Below are 12,878 nucleotides of genomic sequence, written 5' to 3' on the forward strand. Positions count from 1 at the left end.
TCATATGCCAACGCGGGCAACAGCTTCCACCGAAAACGCTGGTGGTGGCGCCGCTACGCGCAGCCACCACCAGCGGACTTCGAAACACGCCCTAGTGCTTCCGGTCGCGGGACATGCGGTGATGGAGCGGCGAAACGGCGGGCGGGGCACCCGCTACACCTGGGCGCCTGGGCTGGTCGACCTCCGGCTCCCGGACGAATCGGTCGTGCTGCGATTTCACGCCGAGCAGCCGATGCGCAGCGTGCAGATTCTCGTTCCGCGCGACACCGTCGATGCGGCTGCGGCGCAATTGAGCGGCCGCACAGTGGATTTCGAGGCGATGGCTGCGTCCTTGAGCACGGGAGATCCGCTGATCGAGGAGGTCGCCCGAGCGCTCACCGTGCCCGGCATCGGCGATGATCTCTACGCCGAATCCGCCGCCGCTTTCCTGAGCATGCACCTGCTCACCCGACATGCCCGATCGTCGGCTCCCCGGGCGCCGGTACGCGACGATCAGCGCGTCCGCTCGGCGGTTGCGGTGATGCGCGAGCGATTCGCCGATCCGATCACGTTGGCCGACATCGCGGGCGAGGTGCACCTGAGCGTGTATCACCTCGTCAGGGTCTTCCGGAAAGCAACAGGGACCACACCCCACCGGTTCCTCACCACACTGCGGGTCGAGGCGGCGAAACGGCTCCTGCGCGACACCGAACTCTCGATCGACCAGATCGCGCCGCGATGTGGCTTCGGCAGCACCGGCGCGCTGTCGAACGCCTTCCTGCGGCACACCGGCACTCGCCCCTCGGTGTACCGCAAGAACTGATCGACACTCGGCAATTTCGCGCATGGCCTCGAGCTGAACATTCACGTGTACTGAGTTCCGGAACGTGATTGACAGGTTCGAAATCGACTGCGTAAGAAGGGCAATGAGCCTTGGGCGAGGAGTGGGTGAACGACGTTGTCGCCAACTACGAAGGTGATCACGCACCGGCCCATGAGTATGCCGGAGAGAATGGCGAGTGGACCACGCTCAGCCGCCACGACCTGTTGCGGGCAGTGCAATCGAGCGCACAGGGCTGGCGAGAGGCAGGCTTGCAGGCTGGAGATCGGGTCGCAGTAGAGGCCACCGATCCGCATATCTTCGTCCCGGCTTTCCTCGGCGCGCTGTGGGCAGGAGTGGTCCCTGTTCCGGTGCCGCCGACTGCGGGCAGTCGTGCCGCGTGGAGCACTTGCGTCGCTGCGATGGCCCGAGCCGCGCAGGCCAACGCAATCGCGCTGCGCGCTGGCACCGAACCGCCCACGGGCAGTGGTCGGCCGATTGTCCTCGATACCGTGGTGGCCGCGTCGCCGGAAAAGTCGGACCCCTACCGGCCCGGGCCGGATGAGACGGCATATGTGCAGTTCAGTGGCGGCAGAACCGGCAACCCGCGTGGTATCCCGGCGCGGGTTGGCGCCGTACAAGCCTACGGGATGGCGATCATGCGCGACGGCCTCCAGAGCGGCCCCGCCACCGACCGAGGACTGTCCTGGTTGCCGCTGCACCACGACATGGGACTGGTCGGATTCGTGTTGGCCCCCTTGCTGGTTCGCGTCCCCGTCTCGTTCATGCCGACCCGGTCCTTCGTCCGCGACCCTGGATTGTGGCTGCGCGCCATATCCGAACGGCGCGCCACGATCAGCTTCGCACCCAACTTCGCCTTCGACCTCAGCGCTCACCGGATCTCACCCGAGGAAGCCGCCGCTCTTGATCTCAGCCACGTGTACGTTCTCGGCTGCGGTGCCGAACCCATCAATAACAGTGTGCTGCAACGGTTCCTGAACACCTTCGCCCCGGCGGGGTTGAATCCCGAAGCGCTGACACCGTGCTACGGGCTGACCGAGGCCACCTTCGCGGTCACGCTCTCGCCCGCGAGCCGCCGCTACCGCACGGACCATGTCCAGGCCGATGCGCTGTCCGCCGGGCACGCCACTCCCATCGAAAATGTCACTGCGACTGAAGGTTCCGATGGAGTGGAAACCCTCGTCAGTTGCGGACCACCGCTGCGCGGCCATCGGATCGTCATCCGCGACACCACCGGCGCGACCCTCGGCGAGCGCGCTGTCGGTGAAATCTGGGTCAGCGGTCCGTCCGTCGCCCATGCCTACCTGGGAGCTGATCCCGAGGCGCACAACTCAATCGGCCCGGATGGCTGGCTGCGCACCGGAGATCTCGGCTACCTCGCCGACGGAGAACTCTTCGTGACGAGCCGCGTGTCGGAATCGACTTGATCAGTGGCGCTTTGGTGCCGGTCAGCCGCTGACGTGGGCGGTGTTGTCGAGCCAGTGCTCAGCGAGGTCAGTGTCGCCGTCGATGCTAATGTCGGTGGCGACGTGGTCGGAGAGCGGGAGTCGCCGGGTCAAGGCCAGCAGCAACGATCGCGCCGGGCCACTCACCGTCACATCGGCCTGCCGGCTTCCTGCCTGCCACGTCGGCCCATCGGGCTGCCGCTCGACGAACCATGCGCCCATGCCGTCGGCGATGTCGGTGGCCAGCCACTGCAGGGTCTGCCCGGTGCCACGAATTGCGTGCGCGGACTCGGATCGCTGCATCTCCCACGTGAGGGAAGTGAGCATCGCGAGGTGGTTACTGATGAGCGCGGCAGCCACGTCAGCGTCGATGTCGGCGGGTCGGTTCGCCGCGTTGGCGGCGTCGAAGCCGTGGACGACCGCCTCATTCAGCATGGTGGACAACCAGAACCGCGTCCCGGACCGCTCGTCGCCCGCAGGGTTGAACACTGGCGCGTCGAGCGCGTCATCGGAACACGCGCTCGCGACCCGCCCCGCAGACCCCGCCAGCCACGTCGCCCACTCGCGGGAGTCGGCGGGGAGTGCCGCTCACGCGGTCCCGCTGCCAAGATCTCGTCGAGCAGGCGATGCGGGTCACCGGTGGTCAGCTCCACCGCGGCTGCCGCACCGACGGACGTGCCTACCATGAGTTCGACGTCGAGCAGGTCGATCCCAGCCTCGGACAGACTGGTCAACACTCCCCACAACCAGCTGAACCCGATGCTCTCGCCACTGCCCAACACCAACGCTCGGGACACCATCACTACCCGCCCTCCACTCGTGCTCGCCGTCGAGCGAGCTCGCGTCCTGTCGCTGACCGATTGTTGCGCCCAGCTGGCAATCACCATGGCTTACAAGCCGATCGAAGCCACCGAGACCCGCTGACGCAAGGTCGATGCACCCAAAACTGGGCATCGGCGTGACATCGCAAGTGCCGCAACTTATTTCCACCTATCTAGTCGAGTTCTCGGTGGCGAGAAACCTTCTCGCGGTTTCCGCAGACCCGCATGCTGCACCAGCGACGCTTCCCGCCGCGGGAGGTGTCCAGGAACAACCAGTCGCAGCGCGGACAGGAACGTAGCCTTTCGCGTGGCAGCGAGTAAAAGCCTTCGATCGAGAGCATGGCCAGAACGGCCGTGACGGCGTCGGGGTCCCGCCACCGGGCAGGGGCAAGGTCGGGTCTCGTGTTATTCAATCCGACGGCACCGTCGACGAGTCCGCCTGCGGCGGAACGGAAAAGGAAGCCCAAAGCCTCCGTCGCGGGCGCAGTGTTCGAAGCGATCGCTCCGAAAACCTTGGCCGATGCCTCCCTGACAGCATGGACCCGCCCAACAAAAGGCTCGTCTGCTATCCCCGCGACGGCCGCGGCTTCGCGAGCGTCGGCCAGCTCCGACGCCATGAACCAGTTCCCGATGTCACGAGCGGATCTGAACAACTCGTTGTCGGGCCCGGGCACCCGCCGGTCATACACGGCGTTCGCGAGGTCAAGAGCGGGATGCCCGCCGATGAAGTGCTCCGGCACCCATTTCGTCACCACGGCACATAACTCCATTTTGTGTGTTTAGAGGTTACGCCACCGGTAACCTCTATAACCATAGTATCCGGTAGGCGAGATGCCGGTTCGGCACGAGGAGAAGCACCAGATGCACGACCATCGCCGCAAGACTCGGCACGAGACCGTCAATGTCCAAGGCTTGGATATCTTCTACCGACATGCTGGAGACCCGGAGCTGCCTGCGATCCTGCTGCTGCACGGTTACCCGAATTCGTCGTATGCGTTCCGCAACATCATCGAGCCACTTGCCCGAACCGCCCACGTCGTTGCGCCTGATCTGCCCGCTTTCGGCTTCTCTGCAGCACCGCCCGCCGATGCTTACGACTACACGTTCGAGAACATCGCCGACACGATCGAGGCATTCCTCGATGCGCTGGAACTCGACAGATTCTTCCTATTCGCCACCGATTTCGGCACGCCAGTGGGCTACCACCTCGCGACTCGCAGGCCGGACCGGATCCGCGGCCTGATCGTGCAGAACGGCAACGCCCATGACGACGGGCTCGGGCCGGAGTGGAACGGCCCGAAGGCGTTCTTCGCCGAACCCACCGCGGCGAACAGAGCCAAGCTCCCCGAGTGGATGAATTTCGAGACAACCCGATACCAGTACATCGGAAATCAGCCAGAGCGCCTGGCGTGTCTCTATCCGCCCGAGGGCTGGCATCTGGACTGGGAACGGCTGTCGCGGCCCGGGATCATCGACATCCAATTCAAGATCTTCTCGGACTACGGGTCACACATTGCGCGCTTCCCCACCATTCGCGCCTACCACCGCGAACACCAGCCGCCGTGTCTGCTGCTGTGGGGCAGGCACGACCCTTTCTTCGATCTCAACGAGATCATGGCGTACAACCGCACGCTTGATTCGCTCGAGATCCACGTCTTCGAAAGCGGACACCAACTCTTGGAAACCCACTCCGGAGAGTGCGCGGATCTTATCTCCCGCTTCATGCTCGATGTGGAAGCAGACGGGAGATCCGTGGCGCTGGAATGAGTTCAACGTGGCAGGGTCACCGGGTCGGTGCAGCTGTCGGGGAGGTCGACGAATGAGCAGGTGGCCGGCGGCCGGGAGGGACGATAGTTGCCCGGTACTCCGCTGGATGCGGTGATGGCGCGGTAGGCGGCGACAGCGTCGGTGGGTTTGCGGGCGAGGGTGGGGTCGGTGCCGACATCGACGGAGTAGAGGCCGAAACGCAGTGCGTAGCTGCCCCACGCGAAGCTGTCGGTGAGCGTCCAATAGGTGTAGCCGATCACGTTGATTCCGTCGGCGTGGGCGCGCTGCAACCAGTAGACGGTGTCGCGCAGGTGGTTGGCGCGGCTGTACCCGTCGTCTCGCAGGCCGTTCCGCGTCACCATCCCGCTTTCCACCACATACACCGGTTTGCCGGGAAATCTGTGTGCGCAATAGTGCAGCGCGTAATAGATCGATTCCGGCTGTACCGCGTGCGTCAGCGGGCTACTCAGGTCTTGCGGTGCGATCAGCGTGTGCTCCGCCAGCTGTGGCAGCGTGTCCAGCGAGAAGCTGATGTAGGTACCGAGACCGATGAAATCCAGGCGGTCGATGACCCTGTCCACTATCAGGCTTTCTGTGGCATCCGCGATCGTGCCTGCCACGACATTGATCGACATCGTCACCTGCGCACTCGGCTGCACCAGGTGGATGTGGTCGTAGATGGCGTTGTGCACGTCGACAATCCGCAGCGCCATCGCCGAAAGGCCGGTGGTCGGTAGCGTGTCGCGCGACTCGAACTTCATGTACGCGCCCGGGTTGGCCACCGTTGTCCACAGCGGGTCTCGGGATGCGTAGCGGTCCACCACTTTGCGGGCATTGCCCAGCCACGCCTCGACAATGCCCGGATCGCCCCAACCGCCACGCTCGGCGATCCACACTGGATACACCCAGTGGTCGAGGGTAAGCATCGGGCGGATTCCGTTGGCGGCCATAGCATCCAGCACACGGTCGTAGAATTCGAAACCGGCCTCGTCCCATTCGCCGGGCCTGGGCTGCAACCGCGCCCACTCGATGCTGATGCCATACACCCCGACTCCGAGGTCTGCGGCCAGCGCGATATCAGATGTGTACCGAGTGTAGAAGTCCACGCAATCAGGGAATCGGGCGAGCGCGGTGTGTTCGGTGAACAGCCGCCGCTGGTGACTGTCTGGTGTGTGACCTTCACTCTGAAATCCGGAACCTGCGACGCCCCAGAGGAATTCGCGCCCCAGCGGCGGCAGGTCGATGGGCGGCGCCGGCCGCCCGGCAGCAGCGGCGGGTCGGCCGATGAGACCGGCCACCGCAAGACCGAATGCGGCACGCCGGGTGAATCGTCGCATGGTGTCTTCACTTTCGAACAAGCGATCACGGACAGAGCGTTGGCAGCTTCCGACCCGGCAGGTAGGTGCTGAGGTCGGTGGTGATGGTGTCGGCGGTGAGGGTGCAGATACGGCGTGCGGCATGCTCGGGCTCGAGGTCCCAGAGTCGAAGTGCGCCTTGGCCGCCGGTGCCGATGAGGTAGTTGGCCTTCGGGTGAAAAGCGACATGCCAACGGCCTGAGCCCGGTGGGGTGAGGGACGGGCCGTAGGGGCTGGGGTGCTCGGGATCGGTGAAGGTCCAAAGCCTGACGGTGGCATCGGTGCCTGCCGTGGCCAGGCGGCGGCCATCGGGACTGATGTCCACCGAGGAGACAGCGCTTCTGCTGGCCGCCAATGGATCTCCCAGCGGCCGAATGGTTCCCGGGTCGGTGATGTCGAAGACGCGGGCCGTGCCTGCGTCCCATCCGGCGACAACGGTGCGGTGGTCGGGGCTGACCGCGAGACCTCCGCCGTCGCCGAGCCAGTCGGCGGCGGTGGTGCCGATCGGCCCGGTGGAGTGTTCCAGCGACAGCGGCGTGTCCCACACGTTGAGTTTGTCGGCGAGGGTGGCGCCGATCTTGCCGTCGCGACTGGCAGCGAATCGAAATCCTGTGCGCAACAGTCGACCCGATGACGGCACGACGATCGCTGCGCTGCGCTGCACCGGTCGGTCGGGGTCGGCGTAGTCCCAGACGGTCAATGTCGCGACCGGCCCTCGGGAGAGGGTAACCAGCACCTGCTGGTCAAGGGCGAACGCAACACCGGCAGCTTCCGGGAAACGGTGTGTCGCACGGGGTTTGCCTGGGTCGGAGATGTCGAGGAGCGTGATCACCCCGTTGATCGATAGTGCCGCGAACCGACCGTCGAAGCTCACGACGGGGTAACTGGTGCCGGACATGCCTGCGATTCCGGTGACGTTGTCGACGGTGCCGCGTAGCTGCGGCGCCGCGGGGTCGTGGATGTCCCAGATGCGGGCGGCGGCGCCGTGGGCAGTGGTAATCATCCGGGTACCGTCGGCGCTGACCGCCGGGGGCTGGATCTGTCCGGCTTGCCCAGCCGGAGTGGTGCTCGGCAGCGACCAACGCTGCACCGTGCCGCCGACGGTGGCGACCGTGAAGGTGCGTCCGTCGGGACTGAAGGCTGCGCCCGCCGGAATGGTGGAGCATCGCCGGTTGCCGGATGCGCCGAGGCAGGTTGCGGCGGCGGCCAGCGGCGGTCCTAACGGAACGGGGTGAGCGAGATCGGCGAGGTTCCACAGTTGGGTGCCGAAAGATGTGACGGTCGCAAGGGTCCGGTTGTCGGGGCTGAGAATGACGCTGATCAGGTCGTAGGCGGAGGCGACGGAGAAGCCCGCGGCAGCAGGGTTCGGATGGTGGGGGTCTTCGACGTTCAGGAACCGGATTTCGGCGTCGCTGCCGGGTGGCTGCGACGGCCACCGGCCCGCGGCGACCAGCAGAGGGGTGCTGGCGGACAGATCAAGGGACATTCGTCCGTCGACGACTTGCGCCACCTGTGTTCCAGTACGGGTGCTCGGTGCTGCGTCGAGGTCCCACAGCCGAGCCGTGAGCGACTTGCCGAACAAGCCTTGCACCGATGTGCTTGCTGTCCCCAGAGTTTTGTCGTCACTGCTGAATCCCACCGCATAGACAGTTTCACCGACGGTCAGAGCCGGCGAGCGAGGTTTGGCTGTCTGCGGGTCGGTGATATCCCACAGCGTGACCTGGTCGTCGTTGGCGATGGCGACAGTGCGGCCGTCGCGCGAAAGCGCCAGGCTCGTAATCGGGGACCCGGTGTCGACGACCTGTAGCGAGCGGGGCTGTCCGGGGGTGGACAGGTCATAGATTCGCGCGGTGTGGTCTGCGCTGCCCGCAATCAATGTCGATCCGCGCCCGTCGAGACTGGTGATTCGGCTGGTGAGGTCGGTGATCGTTGCCGTAAGGGCGGCGGTGGCCGGGTCGCGTACCCGGATGACATGATCGTCGCCCGCGGTGACCAGCAGACCGTTGTCGAGGTAGACCAGCGCGGTGACGTCTCCGTCGTGGTCGGCGAAAGTCTGTGCCACCGGCAGGTTCTGGCTCGCGATAAGACGTGCTGCGGCTTCAGGATGACCAGGGCGCAGCCGCTGTGCGAGGAGGCTGAGTTCCGCGGACAGCGTCGGTTCGCTGTTCTGCAGGCGGTCGGCCTCGCTCAGGACGGTGGTGAAGAAGACCTCGTCGCGCTCCCTGCTGGTGATGTCGGCACGGACGACGCTGGTCAGCGCGGCGACCAGCAGCACGACCACCGCCGCCGCGAGCCCGGCCTGCGCGGCGATGCGCCTGCGGCGATGCCGGATGCCTGCGATGAGGAATTCGCCGGTCTGCCCGGTCGGTCTCGGTTGATGTTCGCGGGCTTGCGCCAGGCGTGCGCCGCGATACAGCAGGGCTCGGTTGCGTTGCGAGGCGGACCATTCCGCAGCGTCGGCGGCGACCCGCTGACGAACGAGGTGGCCTTCGCGATCGGCGTCGATCCATTTCCGCAGCTCCGGCCATGCGTCGATGACCACCTCGTGGGTGAGGATCGCGGCATGCGTGTCGAGGGTGATCAGCCGTGCCTGGGCAAGGGTTTCCAGCGCTGTCGCCGCGGCGTCGGGGTCGCTGGTATGAGCGAGCAGATCGACGCGGGCAACCCGGCGTCGGGTGTCGCGGGTGTCGTTACCGACGGTGACCATCTGTAGCAGCATGTCTTTGGACGCTGTCTGCTGCGAGTCATCCAGTTTCTGCCACGCGGTGTCTGCGGTGTGGGCCACGGACCCGACGACACCACCCGCGGCCCGGTAACCGTCGACGGACAGCTTGCGTCCCTTGCGTCGATGCCAGGTTGCCTCCATGACATGAGACAGCAGCGGTAGCGCACCCGAACTGTCGCCATCGGTGACGTCACCGAGCCCGCTGAGTTCGGTCAGGATCAGTTGCACCAGGCCTGATTCCAGCTTCAGTTCCGCCATGGCCGCCGGTTTGCTGATCGCATCGGTCAGTTCATCGCTGCTCATCGCGGACAATAGGAAGGGACGCTGGGTGATGGCGTCGGCCAGCACGGGATAGTCCAGGCAGGGCGCAAAGAAGTCGGCCCGCACCGCAATAACCACCGTGACGCCCTGATCCGCGTAGCGCGGCAACCGCTCGATGAACGCCCTGCGGGCGTCGTCGCCGATTGCCGCGGTGAACAGTTCCTCGAACTGGTCGACGACCATCAGGCGCCGACCGCCGCGATCCGACAGGATCTCGATCGCGGCGAGGTCTGGGTCCGGTGTGCTGATGGTGGTCGTCCATTCGGGCCCGAGAGCGGGGATCAGCCCCGCGGCGAGTAGCGACGACTTGCCTGCGCCGGAGGCGCCGAACACCACGATGATCCCGCCACCGGCCCGGTCGGTCGATCGGACCAGCGCCGCGAGGTCGTCGGTTGCGCGTTCGCGGCCGAAAAACCGCTCGGCGTCGCCCGAAAAGTACGGTGCCAGGCCTTGATACGGGCAGTGGAGGTCCTCCGGCGGTTTCCACGCATTGGCCTCAGACCACAAGCGTTGCCAGTCCCGCAGGTTGAAAAGTCCTGCGGGAGGCCGCCCTTGGGCATGTTTCGCCAGCTCGATCAGGGTCAGCAGCGCCGGTCGAAGCACTTCCCACCGGGCCGGGATGGCACCGGCGCGCCAATCACTGAGCCGCTGGGTCGTGAGCGTCCCTGCGTGGCCCCTGGCTGCCTCTTCACGCTGGTTGGCCGTGCGTGCCACCCGATCGAGGACGGGATTCCCCGCGCGTTCCCACAGTCTGTTGAACTGTCGGGTGAACACCTTGCGGGGTGAACTACCGACGCCCTGATCGCCTGCCGTATCAACCATCGGCGGCACGTCGACTTTGCCAGCGCCATAAACGATCTCCGGCCATCAACGTCTCAACTCCCCGGTTTCGACATCTTCCCCTGCGGCACAACCACATCGACGATACCTCCGGCGGGCGCAGACGCGCTTCACTGCCGGACCGGGAAACCCGAAAACATTGTCCTAACAGCAACTTCACCCGTCCGTAGACAAGAGACCGATTGGCCCGCAGCTGCCGCAGCGCCAGGCTTTCTGCAGAGCCTCACCGACCCAACGAAGCAGCTCGGGGAGGTTCGGTAAGAACGTCTGGAGGCGGATTCGGGCTCCGGAGGGGAGAGCCTCCCGCCTCCAGACGACAAACCCGGTCGAAATCAGCTCCGTCAGCACACATCCCGTACTGGCGGTCGCCCATTTCGCCCGGACAGGCCAGATCCGAAACAGGGGGGTTGAACACTATGTCGCACAACAGAAACCAACACCGGCTCCGCACCGGCTCCGGGATCACCCGGAGATCCGCGCTGACCGCGGGAATCGCGGCGTGCATCGTCGGGGCAGCACTCGGTGCCGCTGTCCCAGTGGCGAACGCAGGTTCGCAAACGACGTACGTCGTTCTCGGCGCCGGAGTCACACCGCAGGGAGCCCCCGGTCCCATGGCCGTGTTTCGGCTGAAGGCCGTATCCGAGGAGTGGCAGCGCGCAGCGAAGGCGAACAACCAAAACCCGGGTTCCCTGATCATTGTCACCGGAGCCAACCAGAATCCGAGCGGCGTCACGGAGGCCCGGGCAATGCGAAACTGGCTGGTGACGCACCACATCAGCGGGGGCCAGATAGTCGAAGAGTCGACGGCAGGCGACACAAAGCAGAACGCGCAGCGCACAGCGGAAATTCTGCGCAACCGAGGAATGATTCCAGCGGTCGTCCTCGTCACCTCGGGATGTCATATGGCGAGAGCAACCAGCCTTTTCGAGAGCGCAGGTGTGACAGTCGTCCGTGGTGTGAAGGCTCCCGGAGACACGTCGTGCTGATCATGGGCAACCACGTGCACCGAACCCGTCGGCACACCGACGAAACACGTTACTCGCCCTAAGCAATACCGAAGTTTTCGCTGGCCGCTGCGTCCCGCTTGCCCCCCAGGCAAGTGGGTGAACAGTTACAAGGTTGAGGCTGGACTGAAGTTGTGTACATGAGCGGTATCATCAGTGCGGACGCGGTGTGCTTGCGCACGGTAAGGACGGCGCTGCCGCTGGTGGCCGTCGGATATCGGAGTTGAAGCTCATGAACGCAGAACCGAAACGGATCTCTGTCGATTCGAGCGTCGCGGAACGTGGCCCGACGGCGTTACGCATCGCGGTCGGAGGTCAGTTGCGGGCGCTGCGTGAAGCAAGTGGCATCACGCCACAGGTAGCGGGCGATCACATTCGTGGCTCGTACGCCAAGATCAGTCGGCTCGAGCTCGGCCGGACCGGGTTCAAAGAGCGTGACATCGTGGATCTGCTTGACCTGTACGGGGTTACCGACGCAGAGCAGCGAAAGATGTTCCTGGATCTGGCGCGTAAGGCCAATCTGCCGGGTTGGTGGCATCGCTACAGCGACCTGCTGCCGCAATGGTTCGAGACCTATATCGGACTGGAAGGCGCGGCGCAGACGATCAGAACCTATGAGAGCCAACTGGTTCCGGGTTTGCTGCAGACACATGACTACGCAACCGCAGTGGTCGAGGTGGGGCAGGAGTCATCCAAGGATCCGGCGCGACGGGTGGAGTTGCGTACCAAGCGTCAGGAGATCCTGGATGCGCCCAACGGGCCGCTGCTGTGGGCGGTGCTCGACGAAACCGTGCTGCACCGGCGGGTGGGCGGCACGCGGGTGCAGCGCGAGCAGATCGAGCACCTCGTAGAGATGTCGACCAAGCCGAGCGTCACCATCCAGGTGCTGTCCTACCGGTCCGGCGCCAGTGCGGCCGCGGGCACCCCGTTCACCATGCTGCGCTTCATCGAGCGCAGCCTGCCCGACATTGTCTACCTGGAACAACTGACCACCGCGCTGTACTTGGACCGCACGGACGATGTCACCCACTACCGCCAGGTCATGGACCGGCTCGCGGTCCAGGCAGAGACACCGGCGCGATCGCGGGAAATCTTGATCGACGCTGCCGCAGCGCTTTGAGTCGCTTCCGGTGCGTGGTCAGGTCTTCACCGCCGCTGATGTCGCACCGATCGTCGCAGCATCGCCGTTCTGTGCCGACACGCAGGCCTTCGGAAAGATCCTGACCGCGGCATTTTGGCCTATGGTGATGACTTATGGGTCCTGATCCGCTGGAACATAACAAGGATACTGTTACGGCGTTCTACGATCTGATGTTCAATCAGAGTCGCCCGGCCGAAGCCGTCGAAAGGTACGTCGGGGACACCTATATACAACACAATCCGGGAGTGGCCGACGGCAAAGAGGCTTTCATCGGCTACTTCGAGCGCATGGCAGCCGAATACCCCGGCAAGAAAGTGGAATTCAAGCGCGTCATCGCCGAGGGCAATTATGTGGTTCTGCATTGCTACCAAACCTGGCCGGGCAGTGAAGATTACGCGGGGATGGACATATTCCGCCTCGATGAGCGTGGTCGGATTGTCGAGCATTGGGATGTGCTGCAGGTAGTGCCAGCTGCCGCCGAGAACGACAACACCATGTTCTGACTAGGCACTATCCGCAGGCGCGATCGGGACCGGCGGGTTCCGCGCGCCTTGCCTTCTCCCCCGCCGCTGTGATCCTCTTCCGGTGCGCCCGGCTCGACTCCCAGGCGGCCGTTGTCCATCAGGGACTTTGGGGGAT

At 64.9% G+C, this 12,878-nt stretch carries 11 protein-coding genes; 7 read left to right on the forward strand and 4 right to left on the reverse strand.

The genetic code is table 11. From position 1 onward, the window contains the following. Nucleotides 1-121: 121 nt before the first annotated feature. Both ACGFNJ_RS33370 and ACGFNJ_RS33375 read left to right on the forward strand, forming a co-directional pair. Entirely contained in the window at nucleotides 122-802 is a 681-nt protein-coding gene (locus tag ACGFNJ_RS33370) for a helix-turn-helix domain-containing protein (RefSeq protein WP_393458461.1), read from the forward strand. Nucleotides 803-927: 125 nt separating this feature from the next. Further along, the gene (locus ACGFNJ_RS33375; protein ID WP_393457481.1) at nucleotides 928-2,247 is read left to right on the forward strand and encodes an AMP-binding protein; all 1,320 of its coding nucleotides are present in this window, start codon (nucleotides 928-930) and stop codon (nucleotides 2,245-2,247) included. Nucleotides 2,248-2,268: 21 nt separating this feature from the next. On the opposite strand, the gene ACGFNJ_RS33380 is transcribed toward ACGFNJ_RS33375, so the two are convergent. Continuing rightward, nucleotides 2,269-2,700 (reverse strand): SCP2 sterol-binding domain-containing protein, encoded by a 432-nt coding sequence (locus ACGFNJ_RS33380; protein WP_393457484.1) that lies wholly within the window; start codon nucleotides 2,698-2,700, stop codon nucleotides 2,269-2,271. A gap of 249 nt (nucleotides 2,701-2,949) precedes the next feature. Here ACGFNJ_RS33380 and ACGFNJ_RS33385 point away from each other — a divergent pair, with 249 nt between their 5' ends. Then, entirely contained in the window at nucleotides 2,950-3,189 is a 240-nt protein-coding gene (locus tag ACGFNJ_RS33385; protein WP_393457487.1) for a hypothetical protein, read from the forward strand. Between the two features lie 70 nt (nucleotides 3,190-3,259). Here the strand turns inward: ACGFNJ_RS33385 and ACGFNJ_RS33390 are convergent, their stop codons facing one another. Continuing rightward, the gene (locus tag ACGFNJ_RS33390) at nucleotides 3,260-3,856 is read right to left on the reverse strand and encodes a CGNR zinc finger domain-containing protein (protein ID WP_393457490.1); all 597 of its coding nucleotides are present in this window, start codon (nucleotides 3,854-3,856) and stop codon (nucleotides 3,260-3,262) included. A 61-nt stretch (nucleotides 3,857-3,917) separates the two neighbouring features. On the opposite strand from ACGFNJ_RS33390, the gene ACGFNJ_RS33395 reads away from it, so the two are divergent. Then, nucleotides 3,918-4,853 carry an alpha/beta fold hydrolase gene (locus ACGFNJ_RS33395; RefSeq protein ID WP_393457493.1) on the forward strand — a complete coding sequence of 312 codons (936 nt, stop codon included), beginning with the start codon at nucleotides 3,918-3,920 and terminating at the stop codon, nucleotides 4,851-4,853. A gap of 2 nt (nucleotides 4,854-4,855) precedes the next feature. Here ACGFNJ_RS33395 and ACGFNJ_RS33400 read toward each other — a convergent pair whose 3' ends face one another. Next, nucleotides 4,856-6,190, reverse strand: coding sequence for a family 1 glycosylhydrolase (locus tag ACGFNJ_RS33400; RefSeq protein ID WP_393457496.1), 1,335 nt, complete (start codon nucleotides 6,188-6,190; stop codon nucleotides 4,856-4,858). A gap of 25 nt (nucleotides 6,191-6,215) precedes the next feature. Then, nucleotides 6,216-10,076: a hypothetical protein gene (locus ACGFNJ_RS33405; RefSeq protein ID WP_393457499.1), complete on the reverse strand. Its 3,861-nt coding sequence runs from the start codon at nucleotides 10,074-10,076 to the stop codon at nucleotides 6,216-6,218. A gap of 434 nt (nucleotides 10,077-10,510) precedes the next feature. On the opposite strand from ACGFNJ_RS33405, the gene ACGFNJ_RS33410 reads away from it, so the two are divergent. The 3 genes from ACGFNJ_RS33410 to ACGFNJ_RS33420 all read left to right on the forward strand — a co-directional run bounded on the left by ACGFNJ_RS33410 (nucleotide 10,511) and on the right by ACGFNJ_RS33420 (nucleotide 12,742). Further along, nucleotides 10,511-11,080 (forward strand): YdcF family protein, encoded by a 570-nt coding sequence (locus ACGFNJ_RS33410; RefSeq protein ID WP_393457502.1) that lies wholly within the window; start codon nucleotides 10,511-10,513, stop codon nucleotides 11,078-11,080. A 250-nt stretch (nucleotides 11,081-11,330) separates the two neighbouring features. Further along, a complete protein-coding gene (locus tag ACGFNJ_RS33415) occupies nucleotides 11,331-12,218 on the forward strand; it encodes a helix-turn-helix domain-containing protein (protein WP_393457505.1) in 888 nt (295 codons plus the stop codon). 134 nt (nucleotides 12,219-12,352) lie between these two features. Beyond that, the gene (locus tag ACGFNJ_RS33420) at nucleotides 12,353-12,742 is read left to right on the forward strand and encodes a nuclear transport factor 2 family protein (protein ID WP_393457508.1); all 390 of its coding nucleotides are present in this window, start codon (nucleotides 12,353-12,355) and stop codon (nucleotides 12,740-12,742) included. Nucleotides 12,743-12,878 lie beyond the last annotated feature (136 nt).

The sequence above is a fragment of the Nocardia sp. NPDC049149 genome (genome assembly GCF_043197455.1).
Lineage (GTDB): Bacteria > Actinomycetota > Actinomycetes > Mycobacteriales > Mycobacteriaceae > Nocardia.

Coding starts and splice junctions, on each gene's coding strand:
- ACGFNJ_RS33385 (WP_393457487.1), top strand. CDS start 2,950: ATGAGTTCGACGTCGAGCAGGTCGATCCCAGCCTCGGACAGACTGGTC.
- ACGFNJ_RS33390 (WP_393457490.1), bottom strand. CDS start 3,856: ATGGAGTTATGTGCCGTGGTGACGAAATGGGTGCCGGAGCACTTCATC.
- ACGFNJ_RS33405 (WP_393457499.1), bottom strand. CDS start 10,076: ATGGTTGATACGGCAGGCGATCAGGGCGTCGGTAGTTCACCCCGCAAG.
- ACGFNJ_RS33370 (WP_393458461.1), top strand. CDS start 122: ATGGAGCGGCGAAACGGCGGGCGGGGCACCCGCTACACCTGGGCGCCT.
- ACGFNJ_RS33415 (WP_393457505.1), top strand. CDS start 11,331: ATGAACGCAGAACCGAAACGGATCTCTGTCGATTCGAGCGTCGCGGAA.
- ACGFNJ_RS33420 (WP_393457508.1), top strand. CDS start 12,353: ATGGGTCCTGATCCGCTGGAACATAACAAGGATACTGTTACGGCGTTC.
- ACGFNJ_RS33400 (WP_393457496.1), bottom strand. CDS start 6,190: ATGCGACGATTCACCCGGCGTGCCGCATTCGGTCTTGCGGTGGCCGGT.
- ACGFNJ_RS33380 (WP_393457484.1), bottom strand. CDS start 2,700: ATGCTGAATGAGGCGGTCGTCCACGGCTTCGACGCCGCCAACGCGGCG.
- ACGFNJ_RS33395 (WP_393457493.1), top strand. CDS start 3,918: ATGCCGGTTCGGCACGAGGAGAAGCACCAGATGCACGACCATCGCCGC.
- ACGFNJ_RS33410 (WP_393457502.1), top strand. CDS start 10,511: ATGTCGCACAACAGAAACCAACACCGGCTCCGCACCGGCTCCGGGATC.